The following is a 24,686-nucleotide window of genomic DNA, read 5'->3' as shown; positions in this document are numbered from 1 at the left end:
AGTATCCCCGTTATTTAAAAGGGGGAGTTTGAAATGACAATGAATCTTTTTCGAAATAAAACGATTAAATTATCAGCTATGAGAGAAATAGATGCTGAAGTAATGGCTATGTGGCAAGAAGATAGTGAGTATTTAAGACATGTTGATACAGATGTAGCATTCCCGCAATCTTTAAATGAAATAGCAAGTGATGAGTTATTAAAAGGACGGAGATCGAATAGTGTTTCTTTCATGGTAAGGACAGTTCAAGAAGATCGCTTAATTGGTTTTGTGGCGATTCATGGTATAGAGTGGAATAACAGAACAGGTTTATTAGCCATTGGTATAGGAGATGCGAATGATAGAGGAAAAGGATATGGGAAAGAAGCAATACATCTTATTCTAAAGTATGCTTTCTATGAATTGAATTTACACCGCATCGGTCTCGATGTTATTTCGTATAATAAACCTGCCATTGCATTGTATAAAAAGATGGGTTTTCAGATGGAAGGCTGTATGAGAGAAGCGGTTCAAAGAGATGGGAATTGTTTTGACCGTATGATTATGGGGATATTGCGGGATGAATGGATAGAGCTGCAAGGTTAGAAAGTACATTCGAAATTATATATGTAGTATGCAGGAGATATAATGGTAATTGGCGAAAATTTACAGTGTATTGATTGAACTTATAAGGAGTCATGTGAGATGAACTTAGAAAAAGAAAAGCCAGTAAATGAAGAGGTCGCCGAATTAAAAGAACTAATTAAAGAGTTACACGGAAGTGTGCACCAACTTCAAAGTGAAGTACAGCAACTAAGGCACGAAAGACCAGTTGTTGAAGTACGAAAGGGTGTTCAACTATCACCAGCAATCGTTGGACAAATTGGTGGTATGATATTAGGTGGGTTAGCAATTATCGGTATATTTTGGTGATGAAAAAAGGTTTGCAGCATAGTGCTGCAAACCTTTTGTATTTGACGATATAATTTCACGCACTACAACTTTTATATTAAATAACGCAAATATATATAAGCGTGTGATAATAGTAATGCAATGATTGTTAACGGTAACCCAATTTTTAAGAAGTCCATATACGAGAATCCATGTCCTTCACGTTTTGCAATACCAGCAACGACTACGTTTGCAGATGCTCCGATTAGCGTTCCATTTCCTCCTAAGCAAGCTCCAAGTGATAACGCCCACCATAGTACTTCGATTTGCGGAGAGTCGACAGATAGTCCGAGTCCTGTAGCTAAGTCTTGAATAAGCGGGATCATCGTTGCGACAAATGGGATGTTGTCGATTGTCGCAGATGCGATGCCAGATACCCATAAAATAAGTATAGCTGCGAATCCGATGTCACCGTTTGTTACGTCGAGTACTTCTTTTGCAAGTGAAGAGATAAGTCCGATATCAATTAACCCGCCAACGAGAACGAATAGTCCGGCGAAGAAGAAAATGGTTACCCATTCAACGTGGGCAAATACATCTTCAATATCATGTTCTTTCACGCTGGTTAACATAAGAAGTGTAGCGCCTGTCATCGCGATAACAGCAGCGTCTACATGAATAATCGAATGAAGTACGAAGCCTAAAATAGTTAGTCCTAAAATCGAAATGGATTTTAAAAGGAGGCTTTGATCTTTAATGTAATCTTTTTCGTTTAATGCCATTAGTTTTTCGATTTGTTCAGATGTTGTTTTTAGTTTGTTACGATACATGAAGTAAATAATGCCAAGTGTCACAATAGAAATAATAATTACGATTGGAGCTAAGTTAAGTAAAAAGGCGTTAAAGTCTAAATGTTTGTTTGCTGATCCAATCATAATATTAGGTGGATCACCGATTAATGTTGCTGTTCCACCTATATTTGAAAATAGCACTTCTGAAATCAAATAAGGCACAGGATTTACTTTTAAAATACGTGTAATGGATAATGTAACAGGAACGATTAATAAAACGGTTGTTACATTGTCCAAAAATGCTGATCCGACAGCGGTTAATAGGGATAGTAATAATAAAATGCGAATCGGTTTTCCACCAGCTGCTTTTGCCGCTTTAATGGCCACAAATTCAAATACGCCTGATTGACTCGTAATATGTACGAGAATCATCATCCCGATTAAAAGGGTGATCGTTTCCCATTGAATATGTGATGTGAAAGCGGTATGTAAATCTACAACTCCAAAAATAATCATAATAGCAGCACCGAATAGTGCGATTACAGCACGATTCAATTTTTCAGAAATAATAAATCCGTACGTGATTAAAAATACGGCAATTGCAAAATAATATTGCCAATTTGCTACTTCATGTGCTGATTGTTCCAATCATGTCACCTTCTTTAAAGTATGTATTCAATTGTCGAAATGTATCTCGCTGCAATAATGCGGGATAAAATATATTGTAGCAAATTCAAAAAAGAAAGAAAACTATTTAACGAAGTGAAGGAAAAAATGTATTTTTTACATATCATATAAAAAATATAAAAAACGCAGTGCAAATTATTAGGAAAAGTGAGCGTTGTCCTCTAATATAGAGATAGCAATTTACATTATTTTTGCGTAAAATGGTTTAAAGAGGTGAATTCCGATGGAAATAGTAAAAGATAGTTCTCTTATTCAAAATGAAATTGAACGTTTTGTAAATAAAGATGTATATATTCATTTAGAAACGACAAACGGAGCATATGCATCACACATAAATGAAAAGATGATGACAGTTGGTGCTTTCATTCGAAATGCGATTATCCGTTTTGAACGCGGGAAGATAACTGGAACAAATCCATACCGAGTTGGTCTGAAAATGGATCACGGTTGGGTATATGCTGAAGGTATTACGCACTGGGAAGTAGACGATCAAGAGCGTTTATTATTAGCTGGACATGATAATTTAGGTCGTCTAGCAGTTGCACTTGAGTTAAGCTTAACACCATTTAAGTAAGAAGGAGGGAAACTTATGGAGAGACATGTACTTGTTGTATTTCCGCATCCAGATGATGAAGCATATGCTGCGGGAGGAACAATTCGCTTATTAACAGATCAAGGAGTACCTGTAACATATGCATGTGGTACTCTAGGACAAATGGGACGTAACATGGGTAAGAATGTATTCGCTAACCGTGAAACGATTCCACATATCCGTGAGAAAGAATTGAAAGATGCTTGTGAAGCGATGGGCATTAAAGATTTAAGAATGCTTGGCTTCCATGATAAAACGTTAGAGTTTGAAGATGTTGATTTTGTTGCTGACAAAATTGAAGCAATCATTCAAGAAGTAAATCCATCTCGAATTATTACATTTTACCCAGAGCACGGTGTACATCCAGATCATAATGCATTTGGCCGCGCTGTCGTTCGCGCTGTATCACGTATGCCAAAAGAAGAGCGCCCAGTTATTCATGCTGTTGCGATTACGAAAAATCGTGAAGCAGTATTAGGAGAACCGGATGTTGTAAATAACATTAGTGAAGTATTTGATCATAAATTAACTGCATTAGGTGCGCACCGTTCACAAACAGAAGCAATGCTTGAAGACACGCATGCAAAAATAAAAAACAAAGATGCAGCAACATTAAAATGGCTGCAACTTGAACAGTTTTGGACTTATAAATGGGAGTAGGCTAGAAGGATACCTTCTAGTTGCTCTTATATAGAAAAGCGCCGTCACTTGTGATGGCGCTTTTTTTATTGAAGACTATATATTTCTTAGGGGGCTTCAAAATTTTTAAATTAATGTGCAGTATAGCCTCCATCAACAAGAAGTGTTGTACCGTTAACAAAACTAGCATCATCACTTGCTAAAAATAAGACAGCTTTAGCGACTTCTTCTGGTGTTCCAAGTCGGCCTTGCGGATGAAGTGAAGCTAAATATTCTTTCTGTTCAGGATTAACACTACCAAGTAAAGGGGTGTCAATATAACCAGGGCACACCGCATTAATACGTATTCCATATTTAGCGTAGGCAGTACATAAATTTTGAGTTAATAGTTTCACGCCACCTTTTGCAGAGGAGTATGCTGTTGGGGTAGGTAATGAAACAAAACTATGAATCGAACCAGCGTTAACGATGACACCACCTGTACCTTGTTTAAGAAATTGTTCAATCGAATATTTATCAGAAAGGAATACCCCAGATAAATTAATATCAATAGTTTTTTTCCATTTTTCATAGGATAATTCGTTTGCTGGTGCATCATCAGCAACGCCGGCATTGGCATACATAATATCTAATTTACCGTATGTACTTACAGTCTCATGAATTAGCTGTTTAATATCTGCTTCTTTTGTTACATCGGTTTTAATAAATAACGTATTATATCCATGTGCATTCAATTCATCTGATAGGTCTTTTCCACGTTCAGAAAAGTCAGCAATAACTACTTTTGCACCTTCTTCGATAAAAAGACGAACGGTAGATTCGCCAATTCCACTTGCACCACCAGTTATGATTGCTACTTTGTCTTTTAATTTCATATAAACCTCTCCATTCATCAATGAATTTAAGTCGAATTTTTAAATTTTGTTATTAAACTATCAACCTTAAATAGTAAGTAGATAGAAGAAAAAGCTCGCGTTTACTTAATTGTAAGAGTGCTATTTTTTCTTTAGTGTACTTTTTGATACAGTTATGGACGAAAATATTAATTTGGTCAATCTTATCATTAGATTGAATATTTGGTAAAGAGCTCTCGAACAGAGCGAGTGCCGATGCTGAAAAATTAAAATAAACATTCAGTATTATTTGTAGGGTAAGGAACAAAGGGGAGAGATGCATAACGAAAAATACTATGCTAGTTAAATAGGAAAAAGCCTTGCAGGGGGGCAAGGCTTTAAACAGGGTGTTAAAAATTATTGATTTATTAAGAATAACTTCTTCTTGTGAATAAACTAATTTTAGCATGATAACTCATATATATGTGTTACGAATTTGTGAATAAAAACTCAATGATAAAAGTATGAGTGCAAGGAAATAATGTATTTGAAATATGCATTATTACACAAAGTTCAGTTGAAATAGGGAGGGAAATAAAAAAGCGCAATGAGCAAAATAATTAAAAGACGAATTATACCAAAGATTAGTGGAACGCCTAATACTAAATTACTTTTTGCATTTAATTCTTTAGAACTGATTTTTAATAATGTATATAAGAAGCGTATATTTTGAATTATTTAATAGAATAATATATATTTATATTGATTTAGTGATTTTAGTTTTTTAAAAATGGGGAAATGGATATGAAGGTTAAATTTGCCGTAATAAAAGATGAGAACTTTGATTGTAGTTTATTGGAAACAAAATTATTGAAAACTTTTAAAGAAGTAGATTGTGAAGCAGATATTGTAAAGGTTGAGGATGAAATTTTTGAAAACAATGATATACAAATGCATTTGTCAGAAATAACCATTAATGTTACTGGGAAAAATATCGGATTTAGATCCGTTTCAGCCAGTATATTTATTGTTCTAGAGAGTTTATCAATACAGCTATTTCGTATTCATATTAGTATACTTTAAGCAGTTCAAAAAGTGGATTCTTCAGAAAATCATACTGATTATATTGAGTTGTAAATATGAAAATAATAGAAATTATCGTAGGTGCTCCCGAATGTTGGATTGCACATTGTTTGTTGTTAAATAAACAAGGGATACTTTTTCTAATTTGAACGTATCTTAACGCTAATTTATAAATAGAAGAATGGAAACATGTGAGTAATTCAATTAAATTGTACAAATAATTTGGTACGCGGATATACGGAATGTATTCACAGGTAAGAGGGTTGTCTCATAATATATATAGATTTTTCTATTAAGATGAACAGAGGGTGTGAATATATGGAAGATGTTTACGCTAAAATTGACAGTCTCAAGGCGGAGCAAAAAGAAATTATGCGAGACATTCGAAATTTAGAAACGCGTACCACTATTAATGAGAAAGACATAGCAACAATCAATAAGCAATTAGAAAAAATAAGTACAAACACAACTTGGATTTTGCGAATTATTATTAGTACGATAATAATGTCAGTTTTAGGATTGATATTAAAAGGAATGATTTAGTCTTGTGAAATAGAACAATATAAAAGAAAGAGGGGAGCTCCCTCTTTCTTTTATATAAATGAGAAGCTATAAATTTTCCGTTTCCTTTTCATCTGCATATTTTTCCTCTAAAGAAATTAATAGAGGAATGGATACAGTTACTAGAATGATTAAAGTAGTTATAAAAGATTTAGAAAGAGAAAAAGAACCTTCAATGAAAGGTGATAAAAACTTGAATGAAAGTATACTTGTTATTAAGGAAATTACTAAAAAGCTAAAAAGAGATATATTTTTATTCTTTATAGATGTCTCTATAAAGTTTTTAACACAGGTTATTACGACAAATATAGTTAATATGATAAGAGAAACAAAATAATGTGTTAAATTCGTCATACTAATAGTAGGGTCTTCTATTATGTAAGCAAGTAACTTAGATACTAATATTCCTCCAAACAATAAAATAATAAAAGCAAGTAATCCTTCTGATATATAAGTGCTGAAATTCTCTTTCTTGTTAAAGAGTTTGTAGTTCAGAGTGGATTGGATTATTTGAATTAGGAATAGGGTAATAATCCATACATAATATACAAATGGTAATTCTCCTGAGAATAGAGAAATTAGAAAGTTTACTACTGTCCTTAAAATTTCAATCATTACGAAAGTCCTCCTACTTGTTCAGCGTTATGATATTAGGAATATATCGGTCTATCATTTTATAATTAGGTTTATAAATTCAAACTATTTCTAATTATTCCATAATAAGGTGGTTATATCAAGTTGTTATCTTCTATGGGGTGTATTAGTTGTTCACTAATATAAAAAGAACATTTGAACGTTAATACTAGAAAAATAAAAGTAATATGTAATATAATTGAAAAAGTATGTTTTAAAATCAATGTTAATATTACCCTCCTATAAGTATTAACATACGTAATTGAGGTGTTTTCTTTGTTGTTTTATGACCGGATTTCTATAATGGCCCCTCCTGTTCCATAGCTTAGGAAAGTCTTTTTACTTCTGAGATTTTCAAAGTTATAGGAGGGTATGAAAAATGAAAAAAGTCTCGGTACCATCACTTTTGTTAATGATTGTTCTTGTCGCATTTCCGCAAATTAGTGAAACGATTTACACACCATCTTTACCAGACATTTCAAAGGCATTACAGGTAAGTAATAATGAGGTGCAGTTAACACTTAGTGTGTATTTTGCTGGATTTGCGTTAGGTGTATTTTTTATTGGTTGGTTATCAGATATAATTGGTCGTCGCCGGGCGATGTTACTTGGAATTGTCGTATATGGCGTTGGGAGTTTCTTGTGCTTTATTGCAAATTCCATTGAAGTTTTATTGCTAAGTCGTTTTATTCAAGCGTTTGGAGCAAGTGCAGGATCCGTGGTTACACAAACGATTCTTCGGGAAAGTGTAGATGGGCATAAACGCCATGTTATGTTTGCTCAAATTTCGGCAGTCATTGCTTTTACACCAGCGATAGGCCCGCTAGTTGGGGGCTTTCTTGATCAAATGTTTGGATTTAAAATAGTATTTTTAAGTTTAGTTGTTATGAGTGTCGGGATTTTTCTGTATACGTTTGTTTCTCTTCCAGAAACAAAAACAGACTCAGTGACAAATAAAATAAATGTCTTTTCAGTATTGAAAAGATTAATTACAAATCCGAAAGTAGTAACATATGGGCTATTAATTGGAGGAGCAAATGGTGTTTTATTTAGCTATTATGCAGAAGCACCGTTTATCTTTATCGAATACTTTCAGTTATCACCCAGTACGTATGGATTTTTAGGAATTGTTGTTGCGTCTGCTTCTATTGTTGGAGCGAAAGTTTCAAAACGTTTACTGGTTACTTATAAGCCAGAGAAAATTATATTTATCGGTTGTCTTGTAATGACAGGTGGAGCAGTCGTTTTATCTATTATTACTTCAGTTGGATCAAATCCAAATATAATATATATGATTGGATTTTTAGTAGCGATGTTTATATTGCTATTAGGAATTGGAGTAGCGTTACCTAATTGTTTAAGTTTAGCATTAGTAGATTTTCAAGATGTTATTGGTACAGCTGGTGCATTGTTTAGCTTAGGGTACTATATAATTGTAACGGTGACAATTTTGGGAATGAGTCAGCTGCATACAGGCTCGTTACTGGTGATGCCACTTTATTTTCTGGTTATTGTAGTTATTATGATGGTGTTTACTAAAGTGTTTATTTTAGGTAAACAAACTTCAAAAGCAATTTAAATATGAAATGGTAAAAGGGTCTCATTAAAAATGAGACTCTTTTATATTTTATGCCTCAAAATTGGACTGGACTAAAGAAGTTAGTAATTTATTAATATATTAAATTTCTGATTGGTATATGAATCTAACGTTTGGGAAATCACGTTATCAACTATGAAGATTGAAGTACATGAGATGTGAAACCGAGGAAGAAATGCCATCCTTGGTTATTTATATTGTAATAATATTCATACCGGAATCATATTGAATAGATGTATTTTATTGTTAATTTAGTTAAAAATTAAGCAGGCTTATGTATAATAATTTATTGAAAAAATAATTGAATTTTTCAGATTAATGAATTAATATAAGGTAAGTAATTTTAAGATTTATAGAATATTGGAAGATGAAGGTTTTGAGAATTTTATTAGGAGCACAAAACGATTTTAGGATAGCTTTAAAGCTAGTGTAAAATGACGTTTGCTTCATCATTTTCAGGGCCGAAAGGAATTAGAGGAAAGCATCTTGTTTTAAAATGCGGCTATGAATCATCTAAGAGGGGGAAGTGAAGTGGCAAACAAAGAATTGAAAAGAGGTTTAGAAGCACGTCATATTCAAATGATTGCTTTAGGCGGAACAATTGGTGTTGGTTTATTTATGGGGTCAGCCAGCACAATTAAATGGACAGGTCCGTCAGTAATGCTTGCTTATGCAATTGCAGGTATTTTTATCTTCTTCATTATGCGTGCCATGGGAGAAATGTTGTATATGGAGCCAAGTACAGGCTCATTTGCGACATTCGGTCATAAGTATATTCATCCGCTAGCTGGTTATATGACAGCGTGGAGTAACTGGTTCCAGTGGGTTATCGTTGGGATGTCAGAAATTATCGCGGTTGGAGCGTATATGCAATATTGGTTCCCGGATTTACCAGCTTGGATACCAGGTATAATTGCCATGGTCATTCTTGGTGCAGCTAACTTAATTTCTGTTAAGTCATTTGGTGAATTTGAATTTTGGTTCGCGATGATTAAAATTGTTACGATTCTATTAATGATTATTGCGGGATTTGGTCTTATTTTCTTCGGAATTGGTAACGGTGGAGAAGCGATTGGTATATCTAATCTTTGGTCAAATGGCGGTTTCTTTACAGGTGGTTTTTCAGGATTCTTCTTTGCATTATCACTTGTAGTTGGAGCATATCAAGGTGTGGAATTAATCGGGATTACTGCTGGTGAAGCGAAAAATCCGAAGAAGACACTTACAAGAGCAATTCAAAGTACAATTTGGCGTATTTTAATATTCTATATTGGTGCTATTTTCGTTATTGTAACTGTGTATCCGTGGGATCAATTAAGTACAATTGGTAGCCCGTTCGTAGCGACTTTTGCGAAAGTTGGTATTACGGCAGCAGCTGGACTTATTAACTTCGTTGTAATTACAGCGGCAATGTCTGGTTGTAATAGTGGTATTTATAGTGCTGGACGTATGCTTTATACGTTAGGGATAAATGGACAAGCACCAAAATATTTCACAAAACTTTCTGGAAATGGTGTACCTTTATTTGGTACAGTTGGCGTAATTATCGGTTTAGCGGTTGGTGTTGTATTAAGCTATATTGCACCGAAAAACTTATTCGTATATGTATATAGTGCGAGCGTACTTCCTGGTATGGTACCATGGTTCGTCATTTTAATTAGTCAAATTCGTTTTAGAAAAGAAAAGGGAGCAGAGATGAAAGATCATCCGTTCAAAATGCCATTTGCTCCTGTAACAAACTATTTAACGATTGCCTTTTTAATTATGGTATTAATCGGAATGTGGTTTAACGATGATACTCGTATTTCACTAGTTGTAGGTATTATTTTCTTAGCTATCGTTACAATTAGTTTCTATGCTTTTGGAATAGGGAAGCGAGCTCCGTTAGACGTTCAAAACAATAAAGAGATTTCAAGTAAATAAAGAAAAGGCTGTTCATCTGGAACAGCCTTTTCTTATTGTTGATATAATTTGATTTGTGATAGATATATTTGAAAAATCGTTGATATATTGTACGTTATGATAGATATATTTGAAAAATCGTTGATATATTGTACGTTATGATAGATATGTTCGAAAAATCGTTAATATAATTTCACATACTATCTGTCACTATCATGATTAAAATTTCTCTAATACGATTTTCCCGATGGTACGTCCACTTTCAAGTAGTGCATGTGCCTTCTTTAAGTTTTCAGCGTTAATCGGTGTTAATGTTTCATTTAAGGTAGTCTTTAAAATGCCTTCATCTAGTAGTTCGCTTACTTTATTTAATAGTTCGTGCTGCGTAATCATATCGCCAGTTTCATACATTGCTTTTGTAAACATAAACTCCCAAACGAGTGTAGCACTTTTACTTTTTAAAATACCCATTTCAAGAGGGTGTTCATTTTCTACGATAGAGCAAATTTTGCCTTGTGGTTTAATAAGGTCACATATTGCTTGCCAATGTTGATCTGTATTGTTTAAGCAGAAAATATAATCTACATCGCTGAATCCAAGGCTTTGTAATTGCTCTTTTAAAGGGGCATGATGGTCAATTGTATGGTCAGCTCCAAGCTTTTTAACCCAGTCTATCGTTTCGCCGCGGGAAGCAGTTGCAATTACATTTAGTCCAGCCCATTTCGCCAGTTGAATTGCAATTGAACCGACACCACCAGCTCCGCCGATAATTAAAATGTTTTTAAATGAGTTCGTATCTTTTTTAGTATGATCAATGCCTAAACGTTCAAATAAACCTTCCCAAGCTGTAATCGCTGTTAAAGGAATTGCGGCAGATTCAGCATCATTTAACGTTTTTGGTTTCTTACCAACGATTCTTTCATCAACTAAATGATATTCACTATATGTACCTTGTCTCGTAATGCTTCCAGCGTAAAACACTTCGTCGCCTTCTTTAAATAACGTACAACCTTCGCCCGTTTGTACGACAATACCACTCGCATCCCAGCCGAGTATTTTTGCTATATCTTCTTTTTTATCTTTCGGAGAGCGAACTTTTGTATCAACTGGATTAACGGAAATTGCGTTAATTTTAACGAGTATATCTCTTCCTGTAGCAACAGGTCTTTCAACTTCAATATTAATTAAACTGTTTTCTTCTTCAATAGGTAAGTATTCATGTAAACCAATTGCTTTCATTTCTATTCCCTCCATTAAAGTAAGAGTCATTTACTCTTTTATTATAGATGGTGAAATGCCATTATGTAAAAAAAGTACACTCTTTTTTATTTATGCTGGTATGAAAGTGTGGAAGGAGTTTATTTCTAAAAAGCAGAATTTTTTATTGTGTTACTTTATCTTAAATTAAATGTAAAGGTGGATACATAATGACAGTAAAAAAGCTTTATTTCATCCCAGCAGGTCGTTGTATGTTAGACCATTCTTCTGTTAATAGTACGCTCACACCGGGAAATTTATTGAACTTACCTGTATGGTGTTATCTTTTGGAGACGGAAGAAGGGCCTATTTTAGTAGATACAGGTATGCCAGAAATTGCGGTTAATAATGAAGGTCTTTTTAACGGTACATTTGTTGAAGGACAGATTTTACCGAAAATGACTGAAGAAGATAGAATCATAACTATTTTAAAGCGTGCAGGGTATGAGCCAGATGATCTCCTATATATTATTAGTTCACATTTGCATTTTGATCATGCGGGAGGAAATGGTGCTTTTTCGAATACGCCAATCATTATACAGCGTGCTGAATATGAGGCGGCGCAATATAGAGAAGAATATTTGAAAGAGTGTATATTGCCGCATTTGAACTACAAAATTATTGAAGGGGATTATGAAGTGGTACCTGGTGTTCGGTTATTGTATACACCAGGACATTCGCCAGGGCATCAGTCACTGTTAATTGAGACAGAAAAATCCGGTCCGATATTATTAACGATTGATGCATCTTATACGAAAGAGAATTTTGAAGATGAAGTGCCGTTTGCAGGATTTGATTCAGAATTAGCTTTATCTTCAATTAAACGTTTAAAAGAAGTTGTGGCGAAAGAGAAACCAATTATTTTCTTTGGTCATGATATAGAGCAGGAAAAGGGATGTAAAGTGTTCCCGGAGTATATATAGTGCAAAAAGTCATGAGCTCGCGTGCTCATGACTTTTTCGTTTAAATAATTTTTTTAAATAAATTATAAACTTTTTTTGAACTATCTTCGTTTAACTGATAGTACGTAAGGTTTACATCATCAGGAGTATCTTGCTGAGCAATCATCACTTCGCTGTTGTGATGATCAACTACCCATATGAAATATTTTTTATAAGTTCCATCTTCGAAAGTAATCCACATATCACAATCTATTAAATCTGATCCTTCCTCATCCAATGTTAATTTGCCTTTTTTTGCGGTATTCATACTGTTAATAAACGTTTTTAACTCATCTGTTTTTGTGAGAAAGATATCCTTTTTTGTTTTAATTGATTCGACATGTATATCTTTTATTTCCTGTTTTCCTAAAAAAACAGGAGGCTCATTTGGATCTCGGGAGCTTGAAATAATAGTAGCTTTCTTTTTCGGCTTATTTGCAGTATACAGATCTTGAATAGATTTTCCCGAGTTTACAAACCATACAATTCCAGAAATAATTAATACGCTACCTAACAATAAAATAATTTTTTTAATAGGATTTTCTCCTCTCTATTACTTTGTGTGAAGAGCTTTTCTATTAATATATGATAGGTAAGCGTAAAGTATTATAGTTGAACTTGGTTATGCTTCACAGTTTTTATCGGGCGATCTATGAGTAAATTGTAAGTGAGCCCAATTAATACGAAAATGCCACCGATAACTTTACCGATAGAGAGTTCATTTGTCAGGAAGAAATCAATAATAGTCCCCGCAAATAATTGTCCGATAAAGATGAGTAATGTTAAATAAAAGGCTGATATTTTAGGAGTAATATAGTTGGATAATGAAATAACGATAACGCCTACTAATCCGCCTAAGTACACGGCGATAGGAATAGATTGCAACGTATGAATAGGGATATACAATGAATCTGAACTGAAAATTAAAAATAACATAGAGAAAAATAATCCAGTAATATAATTGAAAAACGTGCCTTCCCAGTTTCCAATTTCCTTTGCTAAATTCGCGTTAATAATTCTAGCAACGACGATAGAAACACCAGCTAAAATAGCGATCGTAATATATAACATATTTTTGCCCCCATTAATAAATTGTCATGATAATAATCCCAGAAGAGATGAATGCTAATCCAACTAGTTTTTTCTTTTCAAACTTTGCAACTTTCATTCCTAATAAGCCGAAATGATCAATAACGATGGAAGCAATAGATTGACCGAGTAAACTTAATGCGATCGTAATAGAGGCACCGAGGACGGAGAAACTTATATTATTAAAAAGAACAGTGAATACTCCAATCGCTCCAGCGCTATATAAAAAAATCGGAATACCTTTATCGAAATGAATTTTATGTTTGTTTAAGATTAAAATGAAGATAACTGCAATTAAACCGACGAGGTGAATGACAACGCTTGCTGTATACTTCCCAATTAACTCGGATAAAATTCCATTCAATGGGAGCATAACGGCGATGAGCACACCAATAAAGACAGAAAGAAAGTTATACAATGTAATATCCCCTTTATATTTCATATTTGTAATGACTGTATCATGCTGAAATTGTGTATTGTTATGACATATGTCATAGTGGAAGAAGAAAATTTTAATTACAATGGGGATGAGTTGTAAAGGTGGGGGACTATGAAGAAAGTATGTAATTCTATTAAACTAGCAGAGTATATGAAGCAAAATAATATTGATTCATTTTTTAGTCATGATATGAAGCCGTATATGGAACTTATATTTTTTAAAAAGAATGAGTTTATTTGTAGAGAGAATGAAGAAATAGAGTATTTATTTTTCTTCGTTGAAGGAAAAGCGAAAGCGTTTAATACATTAAGTAACGGGAAATCTGTATTGCTATGTTTCTATGATAGTTTGCAGCTGTTAGGAGATGTTGAGTTAATTCATTCTCAAAAGACTGCTTCAAACGTACAAGTAATGGCAGATTCATATTGTGTTGCTTTACCTTTAGGAAAAGTGAGAAATCAGCTATTTCATGATGCGAAATTTTTAAGATGTATTTGTGGATCGTTAGCACATAAGTTAAATCGACTTTCAAAAAATAGTACAATTAATTTACTATATCCACTTGAAAATAGACTTGCAAGTTACATGTTAGCAGCAGGGGAACGAGCGGTGCAGCACGGAAATCGAATTGTGTTTAGTGGGAATTTAACGGAAACAGCTGAATTGTTAGGAACGAGTTATCGGCACCTATTACGTACATTAAATATTTTTTGTGATAAAGAGATTATAAAGAAAAACAATGGTTGCTTTGAAGTAGTGAATGTGGATGTTTTGAGGGAATTGGCTGCGGATGTTTATAAATAGGAGATGAAGTTATAAATGATTACACCTATATTTAGAATTTTTGATATTGAAAAAGCAAAACTATTTTACATAGGTTTTTTAGGATTTAAACTGGATTGGGAACATCGGTATGAGGAAAATATGCCATTATATATACAAATTTCGTTAGATGATACTGTGATACATTTATCAGAACATCATGGTGATGCCTCACCAGGTGGTGCGATTCGGATCAAAATAGATGATGTAAAGGATTATCATTCTGTATTATTAAGTAAAGAATATGCTTATTCGAAGCCGAATATAGAAAAAACACCTTGGGGTACAATTGAATTAACTGTGATTGATCCGTTTTTAAATAGAATTATATTTTATGAGGAAAAATTGTCGGAGTAGAAAGGATTCATATACAAATATTCATGGGTTAAGTAGTGTAGTTACGTGGTAAATGTAATGAAGAGTAGTTCATAAAGTAGTGAACTGCTCTTTTTCATGTTGTTAAACAGATTGAATTATTGAAAAATAAATCGTATGATAAAATACATGAACAAATGAGCATATATTCATTTGTTGTAAGGAGGAGGGAAAAGATGTTAGATGCAATCATTGTTGGAGCTGGTCAAGCGGGATTGACAATAGGATACTACTTGAAGCAGGCAGGATATAATTTTTTATTACTCGAGGCAGGAAACCGAATTGGTGATTCATGGAGAAATAGATATGATTCTTTGCGGCTCTTTACACCGAGTGAATATAGTAGTTTACCAGGTAGGATATTAAAAGGAGCAAGGAATGAATTTCCACATAAAGATGAAATTGCAACTTATTTAGAAGAATATGCAAGACATTTTCAATTACCGGTACAATTACAAACGGAAGTTCTAAAAATAAAGAAAGAAAAAGAAATATTTGAATTACATACTCCTACAGAAATTTTACAAACGAAAAAAGTTATTATCGCATCAGGTGGTTTTCAGCATCCATTTATTCCCTCGTTTTCAGAAAATCTTTCACCACATATTTTTCAAATACATTCATCACAATATAGATCATCATCGCAAATTCCACAGGGGAAGGTACTTGTAGTAGGTGGCGGAAATTCAGGAATGCAAATCGCAGTAGAACTTGCAAAAACGCATGAAGTTACGGTGTCTATTAGTCATCCCTTAACGTTTTTACCGTTACAACTTTTTGGAAAAAGTATTTTTAATCTGCTAGAAAAAGTGGGTTTATTGTACGCTGAAATAAATACAAAGAGGGGAAGATGGTTTCAGAAGAGAAAGGACCCTATTTTCGGTTTTGAAGGTAAGAAACTTATTCGTAATGGAGCAATCAAACTACAAGAAAAAGTAGTAAGTGCATCAGGAAATAACATTATGTTTCAGAATGGTGATATTTATAGTGCAGAAAGCGTTATATGGTCAACTGGTTTTGTTCAAAATTATAATTGGATTGAAATTGAACAGGCAGTGAATGAGAAAGGGTTTCCTAATCATATAAAGGGAGTTAGTCCAGTAAGAGGATTGTATTATATCGGATTGCCGTGGCAATCTCAAAGAGGCTCTGCGCTTATTTGTGGTGTAGGAAAGGATGCAGTATATTTGCTTTCTGAAATCAAAAAAATAGATCAGTAGCAATAACTACTGATCATCCATATGTACATGAATTAGGAGAGGTCAAACATTTATTAACTTTATTATAATAGATTTTCATAGAATTAAAAACTGAAAATTCAAATTTCATGTTGAGAAAGTTTTTTGTATCGAAATATATGAAAAAATAGGGATTTTCATCCCACATTAACGGACAGTAAGGCCTCCACTGATTAAAGTTTCACTTTATTAAAAGGAAAAATGATATTTATATTTTAGTAAATTATGATATAGTCTAAATAAGTGTGTTTTTCCATAAATGTAATTATTTTCATTGTAGTTTCGTTTATATAAGGGAAGGAGAAGTAATTATGAAGTTTGATGATCAACGCTTACTAGGAGTCCGATTAGGTTCTGTACTTGTGACAGAGGAAAATCAATATTTAGTAATTAAGAAAAAAGATCATTATGCACTATTAAATATACATAATTTAGAATGCACTCATGTTGAAGTGCAGTTAGAACATTTGGAAGAAATGTTACATGAAGATTTCCAGGAAAGTATAACGGAAATTATCGCACCAGAACATATAAAAATTGTTGCGAAAAATGTTATATAGATAAAGAAGCTGGAAGGAACAGCTTCTTTATTTTCATTATAAGGATAACGTTTTTACAACCTCACCAATGATCCCTTCCATTTGATGAACACCTAAATCGGAATTGGTCATAATAACAGCGCCATTCCCGCAGTATGGATAACAAACCATCATACATTGAAATCCGACGCCCCATCCGAGTGAATAAATCTGTAATTCTTCATTAGAATCATCTAGAAAAACACCTAATCCAGTCCATTTTGAGCAACCTTGAGGAGAAATCATGTCTAGTACTAATTTTTGAGAAAGTTTTAGTTTGCCCTTTCCTTGTAAGGAATGAATGATTTCAATGACTAAAGCTGATAAGTCAGTTGGTGTTGTCCAAATGCCTGAAGCAGCTGCGAATGGATAAAATGGAAATCTCTCATTTGTTACAGTTCTATCTTTATTATGGCCGCAAGCAAAAACATCGGTTTTATCTATGTCTTTTGGAGAGAAGAGTGTACTATTTTTCATTTGTAGTGGCTGAAAGATATATTCTTCAAGTAAAAGGTTAAATGGTTTTCCAGTTATATCTTCAAGTAGTAGTTCGATAATACAAAAGTTTGCATCAGAGTAGTGAAATTCACTTTCTGGTTTATAAGTTATTTCTATTGGTACTGAACAATATGATGTTTTACCAGCAAGGAGTTCAGATAAGTTTGGTCGCCCTTGTGCAAATGTAAAATGTTCAAAACTATTAGGAGGATCAATAATTCCAGATTGGTGACTTAATAAATTTCGCAGGGTGACTTTTTTCTGTGAGGTAAATAGATTGGTAGGTATGTTCCAAGATGTAAGTCTATCATTTACGTCTCCATCTAAATGTATGATTTCTTGATCTGGTAACGTTAGTACGAGCATTGTAGTGATAAACTTACTAATAGAACAAGAATTAAATATAGAATTCGTAGTGACAGTTCTAGTTGTTCCAGATTCAAGTGTTCCGAAAGTAATCGCTTCGTCTAGTTTGCCGTCACGTATAACGGCAAGACTTAAACCTGCAACGGAATATTGGTTCATTTTCTCGTATATATTGTTACTTTTTAAGTTCATAGTGACTCCTTTCTTCAAAAAAGACAGAATGTTAGTTCTATTATACTATAGTGAATAGAGAGTGTGAGAGAAAAAGAAAAAACTTCATCGATCAAAGATGAAGTTTTTTAGTTAATTTGAAGTGAATGTTTTAAAAAATTTATCGCGGTACATGTACATAATCCATGAGGTTGTTATTAAAGAAATGATGATTTGTTTGTTTTTAATTGGTGCATTGAAAACAAGCCAACCCACTATATCAAATAATAAATGTAGCATGATTGAAAGAACTACAAATTGAAGTAACGTATTTAAAAATCTTTTCATAAAGTGTCCCCCTAAAATAATAGGTTTTATTAACAGTTTGATATAGTGGTATTATACAGTAAATGTTTCTTGTGGTAAAATTTACATAAGTTAGTGAAATAAAACAAATGAAAGTTAGTAAGGGGGAACATTCATGGAATTCTGGATGGTTATACCGATAGTAGCCTTTGGTTTCATTTATATCGCTGAAAAATTAACTACAATTGAAAAGAAAAATGATGCGCGTTTAAAGAGAATTGAAGATAGATTACAATTAATTACGAAAGAATTGGGAATTGTAGAAAGAGAACCTGAAATTAATAAAGAACTACGCCAGCTTGTAGAAGAAGGCAAAAAAATTACAGCAGTTAAGAGAGTAAGAGAAGCTTTTGGTTTTTCCTTACTAGAAGCGAAGCAATATGTTGATAAATTATAAAAAAGATCACCCATTTGGGTGATCTTTTTCACTGCACCATGCGTGTATTTACATAAGCCGCGATTATAACGTGTCCAATTATAATGATAGGAAATAAGATTTTGGCATTAGGAGTAGTGAAGACACTACCGATTGTCGCAATGACACCAGCAATTAAATTATAAAGACCTACTATTTTTGATAGTGTCACTTTATCAAGCACGCGGCGTTCGTTGAATCCTGATAAGAGGCAAGTGTATTGTTTTACTCCGATGAAATAAGCTAGTGCAAATGAAATGATTGCTACTATGAATAATGATGGTGAAGCGAAGAGAGTCATTGCAAACACCTCCGTTAATGGGCTATAAATAAATTATAGTCTGAATGTTATAATTTAACAAAATACAATTTTGATTTTAAATGTAATAGAAAAATGGAGTATTTGTAATGAGGGGAGATTAAGTATGAATATTGTGGAGTTTCAGATTGGGATGACAAATTAACGAAGGAACTAATAGAAATGGTAGAAAAGAAATTTCAGAAGCGCGTAACGGATTTCATTATTACACATGCGCACGCTGATCGAATTGGCGGAATAAAAACGTTGAAAGAAAGAGGTATTAAAGCGCATAGTACAGCATTAACTGCAGAATTAGCAAAGAAAAATGGATATGAAGAGCCGCTTGGAGATTTACAAACAATTACGAGTTTGAAGTTTGGCAATACAAAAGTAGAAACGTTCCATCCAGGGAAAGGACGTACAGAAGATAATATTGTTGTTTGGTTGCCACAATATAAAATTTTAGCTGGAGGCTGTTTAGTGAAATCTGCGGAAGCAAAAGATTTAGGAAATGTTGCAGATGCATACGTAAATGAATGGTCTACATCGATTGAGAATGTGCTGAAGCGATATGGAAATATAGATTCGGTAGTACCTGGTCATGGAGAAGTAGGAGACAGAGGATTACTTTTACATACATTGGATTTATTAAAATAAGAAATTGTAGAAATACAAAAGAGAGGAGAAATAATTTTCTCCTCTCTTTCTTCTAACTATATTTAAATGCTGAATCTGTCGATTACGCCAGCATGTATTACTGAGATTTTAATTCCAAGTATACAAATACTAGAACTGTCATAATTGCTATAACAACGTAAGTAGCATCAAGCATTATAAGTGTTTTTAAAGTTTCAGTCATTCTAATTCACCCCTGTTATAAAAATATAACATGATCTTTTTATTGATTAGATAAGAGATCATAAAGATAAAATGTATATGAAATTTCTTAAGTAGTTTCTATATAAATATATCATATAAATAATGTAAGTAATGTTAAGATAGTGTAAATGTATTGTAAATAAAAAGCTTTACAATAAAGGCTTTAATAAAAAATGATAGTTCCTTAAAATAAAAAATACGCTATTCTTTCTATTGAATGATAGAAAAGGATGGCGTTTTTGTATGTCTATTTTCATATGTGATGAATTGCAACTATTTGTATAAGGATTCAAAAAATTTTCGTTGTATATATTTCTCCAAATTAATTATTTAGCTATTTAAAAGTATCGAAAGATGTGTGCACACTAATGTACATTTTTTAGTGTCAATAAAAATATTATGTCAACAATATGAACTGTCACAAATCTTTATATATTATTGTGATTGATATCACATCACTTTTTTTCAATGGGTATTATGCTTAAGGTGTAATGAATGATTGGGAGAGGGTGGGATGATATGTTTTGTTATCAATGTGAACAAACGCCAACAGGCGGATGTAAAGTGATGGGTGTTTGTGGTAAAAATGAAACGATTGCGAGTTTACAAGATACGATTGTGTTTGGGCTAAAAGGAATTGCAGCTTATCGCACACATGCTGCTCAGCTAGGGTATACGGATGCATTTGTAGATGCTACAACACAAGAAGCTTTATATATGACATTAACAAATTCTAATTTTAACGAACAAGAGCATATTGATATGGCTATGAAAGTTGGGAAATCAGCTTTACGGGTGATGGAGTTATTGGATGAGGCACATACGAATCATTTTGGTGTGCCAGAACCTGTACAAATTACACAAAATCGTGTAGAAGGTAAAGCAATTGTAGTTACGGGCCATAATTTATTTGCATTAGAAGAACTATTAAAGCAAACAGAAGGAAAAGACATTAATATTTATACGCATTCTGAAATGCTACCAGCACACGGATACCCGCAGCTGAAAAAATATAAACATTTAAAAGGAAACATCGGTAAGGCATGGTATGATCAAAGACGCCTTTTTGAAAAATTTACTGGTGCCATATTAGCTACAACGAACTGTGTTATGCCAATTAAAGGCTCGTACTCTGATCGATTCTTTTCATATGACATTGCAGGTTTAGAAGGTGTACAAAAAATTGAAAATGATGATTTTACAACGTTAATTCAAAAAACGCTAGAACTTCCAGAAGTACATATGGAGTCGGATGAACAGTTAGTGACAGGGTTTCATCATAATACAGTATTATCATTAGCTCCAGAAATTATTGACGCAGTAAAAAAAGGGAAAATAAAGCGTTTCTTTGTTATCGCCGGTTGTGATGCACCGGGAAAAGGCGGAGAATATTATCGTGAATTAGCAACGTCACTTCCGCCAGAAACGGTTATTTTAACAACTTCTTGCGGGAAATTCCGCTTTAATGATGTGGATTACGGTGTTGTACCTGGTACGGAAATTCCGCGTTACATTGATTTAGGACAGTGCAATAATTCAATTTCTACAGTGAAAATAGCGGCTGCTTTAGCTGATGCTTTTCAATGTGAAGTGAATGAATTGCCAGTAAGTATTGTCCTATCATGGTTTGAACAAAAAGCGGTTGCCATTTTACTAGGGCTATTTAGTCTTGGGATTCAAGATATTCGCATCGGTCCAAAGGCTCCTGAATTTATTTCAGCTGGCGTGCTTGATGTATTACAAGAAACATTTGGTTTAAAACTAATTACAAATGCAGCAGAAGATATGGCTATGATGTTATCGTAACGGAAAAGATGTTTTCACTTAATTGTGGCTTTATAAATCATTTGTATGTGTGTGAGTAAACGTACATACATACAAATGATTATTAATAAAGAAAATTTGCTATATCTATAAATTTTATAATTTTATAAAGCTTTTAAAGTGTAACACCACATGCCCATCACCTTAAGATTTTAAGTATCCCCAAAACGAAATTTTTACATGAATATCTATAATTTCACCTCTTTTTCATTTGATTTGAAAATAAGCTTTCTATTTTTAAAAACCAACGATACCACCTCAAATTATATGAATAAAATCCATTCATTTATTAGGAAAATGGATTAAAAATAATAAGGTAGACTAAAAAGTAAAATATTATTTATGATAATCATTCTTTTATAAAATTCAAATAGGAAATAGCCCTACTCATTTTCAAAATGGAGGGGCTTTTTTTACTGTAAAATCAATATCTGCAGCTTATTTTTGTTGAAAAAATTCTCATTCTTATTTTGATAGTGATATGGGTACATATACATGCACATCAATCTTTTATTATGAAGTAGCCCTTGAATATATTGTTTTTTATTGACAGACATAAAAATGATTTATTTGCTGTATTGATAATTTATAGACGTTATAATAAAATGTTTATGTATATGTAAACTTAATTTATTTTTGTTTGGTTTCATTGGGAGGTTAGGCAGTGTTAATAACAATAAAATAATGGATATGTCACCTGCAAAAAGAATGAAACCAATACGGAGAAGATGATTTCGTTAAAAATTCGAAAAATAAGCGTTATTAGCTCTTGAAGAAAAATGACTAGAAAAATTACAAGCATATGGAAAATAGGGTTATACAAAAAGTCCTAAAGGGGGACGGAATTATGGAGAAAAGAAAGTATTCAGTAACACCACAAGATCGAATGAATTATGTATTAGGTCTTTATTCTGCAGATCAACAAATTAATGCAGTTCTTTATTTTCCTGTAGGTATATCCAAGGAAATACTTGAAGAATCAGTAAGGATAACGTTGCAATTGCAACCAGTTTTGAACAGCCGGTTTGTAGAAAATGATATTCCTTACTGGGAGGAACATTCATCTGACACTAACTCATCTATTTGCTTTTTTGCAGAAGGAAATAATCAAGAACTTGAAATAATGGCAATAGATTTTATTAAAGAACCTGGTGATCGTATACAGGGGCCTATGGTTCAAACGAAATTATTACGGGGCACTACAACAGATATGTTAGTTGTGAAATTATCTCATCTATGTTCAGATGGTGCAGGAGTCAAGGAATATATTAAATTGCTTGGAACAATATATACGCACCTTTCATTGGGACGGTCTAAGAAGCAAATTATAAAGGAATTTGATGAGGGAAATGAGAGTTGTCGAGATCAATCACATGTATTCAAATACGCTGGAATATCGGACATAAAAAGTGCGTATCGTCCTAACCAAGAACAACAGGCATCGTTATGGTCTTTTCCATCTCAACCTAACAAAAATAAATTTCCCCAAATGTCCGTACGGCGATTGAGCCATGAGCAAACTCTACGTTTAACCCAATGGACAAAAGCACAACAGGCTACCTTGAATGATGTAATCATGACTGCATACTTCCGAGCTTTATCACATTTCACTGTGTATGCAGAACCTCGCACTGCAGAAAAAATGATTGGCTTGACAATTGATTTACGTCGATATCTGCCTAATAATACAACTGGTGCTATTTGCAACTTATCCGGTATGGAAATGCCAGTGATTAAAATGGAAGACGATGAAACATTTAAGCAGACTCTTGTTCGAGTTAAACAATCAATGGATAAAATAAAGTCTCAAAATCCAGGTCTTTCTTCAGCAGCAGGAATGGAGCTACTGGCAGAAATGAAGCTATCTACAGTGAAGGAAATGTATAATCAGCAATATGAAGAGGCTGTACAGATGGGGATGGCGTTGCCATTACTGACAAATTTGGGAGTGATCGCTGAGGAACCTATTCAGTTTGGTCAAATTCAAGCTGAGGACGGGTATATGGCATCACCTATTATGTATGCACCATTCTTTTCAATGGGAGTAAGCTCTTATAATGGAAGACTTACATTTACGATTGGTTATCATGCGCCGGATACATCAAAAGAAAAGGTAGAAAAATTTTTAGATAGTGTTGTTAATCAACTATCAGAAATAAAATAAAAGAGAATATAGAGAACAAATTTCTAACAGAATTGTATTTTAGGGGCTCGTATCATGTACGGATAATCTCTGGGAATTTTCTCTGACCGCACTTGCCTTTATGCTTTATATGCAATGGGAATGGTAGTGAGAAACAATTTGTATCGTGAAAAAACATGATATATCGGTATGAAAACAATAAAGCAGAGCTGATTTAAATTACACTTTGAATCAGCTCTGTTTTACTAGTTTGATGGCCCTTACAACAAAAAAAGGAGACTGTATCCGGTTAGGGTAAAGCGGATTTTTAATTTTTTTGAAAATAAAGTTGACATCCACAACTACTTAGTCATACAATGTAGTTGTAATAAGTAATACTAAATAGTGTAGTTTTACTCAAAAGCTATTCAGTAAAAATTCGCCTTAGTACTCTGTAGTACTGAATATAAGTCAGACAGAATAGGGGGTAAAGGAGGATCAGGACATGGAAAATTTAACTGAAATGCTGAAAGGTTCACTGGAAGGGTGTGTACTGGAAATCATTAGTCGCCGTGAAACGTATGGCTATGAGATTACCCGCCACCTGAATGATCTTGGGTTTACCGAAGTTGTAGAAGGTACGGTGTATACTATCCTCGTACGATTAGAGAAGAAAAAGCTTGTGAATATTGAAAAGAAACCATCAGATATGGGGCCTCCTCGTAAGTTTTATTCATTAAATGAAGAAGGCCGCCAGGAGCTTGAATTGTTTTGGGAAAAATGGGATTTTGTATCGTCAAAAATTAACGTCTTGAAGTCAAAATAGGTTCATAAGATA

The 24,686-nt window shown here is 33.4% G+C and carries 27 protein-coding genes and 1 pseudogene; 18 read left to right on the top strand and 10 right to left on the bottom strand.

Translation table 11 applies throughout. The features are described from left to right. The first annotated feature begins 33 nt into the window (after positions 1-33). Positions 34-585 carry a GNAT family N-acetyltransferase gene (locus ACYFX0_RS01730; RefSeq protein WP_106081732.1) on the top strand — a complete coding sequence of 184 codons (552 nt, stop codon included), beginning with the start codon at positions 34-36 and terminating at the stop codon, positions 583-585. Positions 586-684: 99 nt separating this feature from the next. Then, the gene (locus tag ACYFX0_RS01725) at positions 685-912 is read left to right on the top strand and encodes a coiled-coil domain-containing protein (protein WP_017763453.1); all 228 of its coding nucleotides are present in this window, start codon (positions 685-687) and stop codon (positions 910-912) included. A gap of 71 nt (positions 913-983) precedes the next feature. Here the strand turns inward: ACYFX0_RS01725 and ACYFX0_RS01720 are convergent, their stop codons facing one another. After that, a complete protein-coding gene (locus tag ACYFX0_RS01720; protein WP_106081731.1) occupies positions 984-2,309 on the bottom strand; it encodes an ArsB/NhaD family transporter in 1,326 nt (441 codons plus the stop codon). Positions 2,310-2,571: 262 nt separating this feature from the next. Here ACYFX0_RS01720 and ACYFX0_RS01715 point away from each other — a divergent pair, with 262 nt between their 5' ends. Continuing rightward, complete coding sequence (locus ACYFX0_RS01715; RefSeq protein WP_000407045.1) at positions 2,572-2,922, top strand: YojF family protein; 351 nt, start codon at positions 2,572-2,574, stop codon at positions 2,920-2,922. A 15-nt stretch (positions 2,923-2,937) separates the two neighbouring features. Further along, on the top strand, positions 2,938-3,600 hold the full coding sequence (gene bshB2, locus ACYFX0_RS01710; RefSeq protein ID WP_000439480.1) for a bacillithiol biosynthesis deacetylase BshB2: 663 nt from the start codon (positions 2,938-2,940) through the stop codon (positions 3,598-3,600). Positions 3,601-3,710: 110 nt separating this feature from the next. Here bshB2 and ACYFX0_RS01705 read toward each other — a convergent pair whose 3' ends face one another. Beyond that, complete coding sequence (locus tag ACYFX0_RS01705) at positions 3,711-4,454, bottom strand: SDR family NAD(P)-dependent oxidoreductase (protein WP_460269737.1); 744 nt, start codon at positions 4,452-4,454, stop codon at positions 3,711-3,713. 762 nt (positions 4,455-5,216) lie between these two features. Between ACYFX0_RS01705 and ACYFX0_RS01700 the strand changes: the two genes are divergently transcribed. Both ACYFX0_RS01700 and ACYFX0_RS01695 read left to right on the top strand, forming a co-directional pair. Then, complete coding sequence (locus ACYFX0_RS01700) at positions 5,217-5,495, top strand: hypothetical protein (RefSeq protein ID WP_000865002.1); 279 nt, start codon at positions 5,217-5,219, stop codon at positions 5,493-5,495. A 318-nt stretch (positions 5,496-5,813) separates the two neighbouring features. Further along, positions 5,814-6,038 carry a hemolysin XhlA family protein gene (locus ACYFX0_RS01695; RefSeq protein ID WP_000390464.1) on the top strand — a complete coding sequence of 75 codons (225 nt, stop codon included), beginning with the start codon at positions 5,814-5,816 and terminating at the stop codon, positions 6,036-6,038. 66 nt (positions 6,039-6,104) lie between these two features. Here ACYFX0_RS01695 and ACYFX0_RS01690 read toward each other — a convergent pair whose 3' ends face one another. Continuing rightward, positions 6,105-6,671: a DUF5823 family protein gene (locus ACYFX0_RS01690; RefSeq protein ID WP_000570034.1), complete on the bottom strand. Its 567-nt coding sequence runs from the start codon at positions 6,669-6,671 to the stop codon at positions 6,105-6,107. 397 nt (positions 6,672-7,068) lie between these two features. Here ACYFX0_RS01690 and ACYFX0_RS01685 point away from each other — a divergent pair, with 397 nt between their 5' ends. Both ACYFX0_RS01685 and ACYFX0_RS01680 read left to right on the top strand, forming a co-directional pair. After that, entirely contained in the window at positions 7,069-8,268 is a 1,200-nt protein-coding gene (locus ACYFX0_RS01685) for a multidrug effflux MFS transporter (protein WP_106081728.1), read from the top strand. A gap of 549 nt (positions 8,269-8,817) precedes the next feature. Beyond that, positions 8,818-10,209, top strand: coding sequence for an amino acid permease (locus tag ACYFX0_RS01680; protein WP_001284408.1), 1,392 nt, complete (start codon positions 8,818-8,820; stop codon positions 10,207-10,209). 198 nt (positions 10,210-10,407) lie between these two features. Here ACYFX0_RS01680 and ACYFX0_RS01675 read toward each other — a convergent pair whose 3' ends face one another. After that, positions 10,408-11,427 (bottom strand): zinc-binding alcohol dehydrogenase family protein, encoded by a 1,020-nt coding sequence (locus ACYFX0_RS01675; RefSeq protein WP_000643781.1) that lies wholly within the window; start codon positions 11,425-11,427, stop codon positions 10,408-10,410. A 188-nt stretch (positions 11,428-11,615) separates the two neighbouring features. On the opposite strand from ACYFX0_RS01675, the gene aiiA reads away from it, so the two are divergent. Continuing rightward, positions 11,616-12,368, top strand: a complete 753-nt coding sequence (aiiA, locus tag ACYFX0_RS01670; RefSeq protein WP_000216598.1) for a quorum-quenching N-acyl homoserine lactonase AiiA — start codon at positions 11,616-11,618, stop codon at positions 12,366-12,368. A gap of 40 nt (positions 12,369-12,408) precedes the next feature. On the opposite strand, the gene ACYFX0_RS01665 is transcribed toward aiiA, so the two are convergent. From ACYFX0_RS01665 to ACYFX0_RS01655, 3 genes are all read right to left on the bottom strand, one after another. Then, positions 12,409-12,903, bottom strand: a complete 495-nt coding sequence (locus ACYFX0_RS01665; protein WP_000901705.1) for a hypothetical protein — start codon at positions 12,901-12,903, stop codon at positions 12,409-12,411. A gap of 89 nt (positions 12,904-12,992) precedes the next feature. Continuing rightward, on the bottom strand, positions 12,993-13,457 hold the full coding sequence (locus ACYFX0_RS01660; protein ID WP_000965812.1) for a DMT family transporter: 465 nt from the start codon (positions 13,455-13,457) through the stop codon (positions 12,993-12,995). A gap of 13 nt (positions 13,458-13,470) precedes the next feature. Further along, positions 13,471-13,917, bottom strand: a complete 447-nt coding sequence (locus tag ACYFX0_RS01655; RefSeq protein ID WP_002082423.1) for a DMT family transporter — start codon at positions 13,915-13,917, stop codon at positions 13,471-13,473. A 108-nt stretch (positions 13,918-14,025) separates the two neighbouring features. On the opposite strand from ACYFX0_RS01655, the gene yeiL reads away from it, so the two are divergent. From yeiL to ACYFX0_RS01635, 4 genes are all read left to right on the top strand, one after another. Beyond that, positions 14,026-14,718, top strand: a complete 693-nt coding sequence (gene yeiL, locus ACYFX0_RS01650) for a transcriptional regulator YeiL (RefSeq protein ID WP_000754841.1) — start codon at positions 14,026-14,028, stop codon at positions 14,716-14,718. Positions 14,719-14,733: 15 nt separating this feature from the next. After that, positions 14,734-15,093 (top strand): glyoxalase superfamily protein, encoded by a 360-nt coding sequence (locus ACYFX0_RS01645; protein WP_106081727.1) that lies wholly within the window; start codon positions 14,734-14,736, stop codon positions 15,091-15,093. Positions 15,094-15,287: 194 nt separating this feature from the next. After that, entirely contained in the window at positions 15,288-16,331 is a 1,044-nt protein-coding gene (locus ACYFX0_RS01640) for a flavin-containing monooxygenase (RefSeq protein WP_000882897.1), read from the top strand. A gap of 329 nt (positions 16,332-16,660) precedes the next feature. Beyond that, on the top strand, positions 16,661-16,909 hold the full coding sequence (locus ACYFX0_RS01635) for a hypothetical protein (protein WP_000666947.1): 249 nt from the start codon (positions 16,661-16,663) through the stop codon (positions 16,907-16,909). 36 nt (positions 16,910-16,945) lie between these two features. On the opposite strand, the gene ACYFX0_RS01630 is transcribed toward ACYFX0_RS01635, so the two are convergent. Then, on the bottom strand, positions 16,946-17,983 hold the full coding sequence (locus tag ACYFX0_RS01630) for a serine hydrolase domain-containing protein (RefSeq protein WP_106081726.1): 1,038 nt from the start codon (positions 17,981-17,983) through the stop codon (positions 16,946-16,948). Positions 17,984-18,094: 111 nt separating this feature from the next. Continuing rightward, positions 18,095-18,289, bottom strand: coding sequence for a hypothetical protein (locus tag ACYFX0_RS01625; RefSeq protein ID WP_000819655.1), 195 nt, complete (start codon positions 18,287-18,289; stop codon positions 18,095-18,097). Positions 18,290-18,422: 133 nt separating this feature from the next. On the opposite strand from ACYFX0_RS01625, the gene ACYFX0_RS01620 reads away from it, so the two are divergent. Further along, positions 18,423-18,704 carry a hypothetical protein gene (locus ACYFX0_RS01620; protein ID WP_000397727.1) on the top strand — a complete coding sequence of 94 codons (282 nt, stop codon included), beginning with the start codon at positions 18,423-18,425 and terminating at the stop codon, positions 18,702-18,704. A 28-nt stretch (positions 18,705-18,732) separates the two neighbouring features. Here ACYFX0_RS01620 and ACYFX0_RS01615 read toward each other — a convergent pair whose 3' ends face one another. Continuing rightward, positions 18,733-19,023, bottom strand: a complete 291-nt coding sequence (locus ACYFX0_RS01615) for a DUF3784 domain-containing protein (protein WP_000171767.1) — start codon at positions 19,021-19,023, stop codon at positions 18,733-18,735. Positions 19,024-19,164: 141 nt separating this feature from the next. On the opposite strand from ACYFX0_RS01615, the pseudogene bla reads away from it, so the two are divergent. The 4 genes and pseudogenes from bla to ACYFX0_RS01595 all read left to right on the top strand — a co-directional run. Then, positions 19,165-19,680, top strand: a pseudogene (bla, locus tag ACYFX0_RS01610) (subclass B1 metallo-beta-lactamase); the annotation flags it as partial. A gap of 741 nt (positions 19,681-20,421) precedes the next feature. Continuing rightward, a complete protein-coding gene (gene hcp, locus ACYFX0_RS01605; protein WP_002082429.1) occupies positions 20,422-21,708 on the top strand; it encodes a hydroxylamine reductase in 1,287 nt (428 codons plus the stop codon). A gap of 865 nt (positions 21,709-22,573) precedes the next feature. Next, positions 22,574-23,890 (top strand): condensation domain-containing protein, encoded by a 1,317-nt coding sequence (locus ACYFX0_RS01600; protein WP_000415486.1) that lies wholly within the window; start codon positions 22,574-22,576, stop codon positions 23,888-23,890. Between the two features lie 463 nt (positions 23,891-24,353). Continuing rightward, a complete protein-coding gene (locus ACYFX0_RS01595; RefSeq protein ID WP_000429487.1) occupies positions 24,354-24,674 on the top strand; it encodes a PadR family transcriptional regulator in 321 nt (106 codons plus the stop codon). The last annotated feature ends 12 nt before the right edge of the window (positions 24,675-24,686 follow it).

This window comes from Bacillus sp. NEAU-Y102, assembly GCF_054788175.1.
The sequence above is the reverse complement of the archived record's forward strand: the minus strand, read 5'-3'. Positions and strand labels throughout refer to the sequence as shown.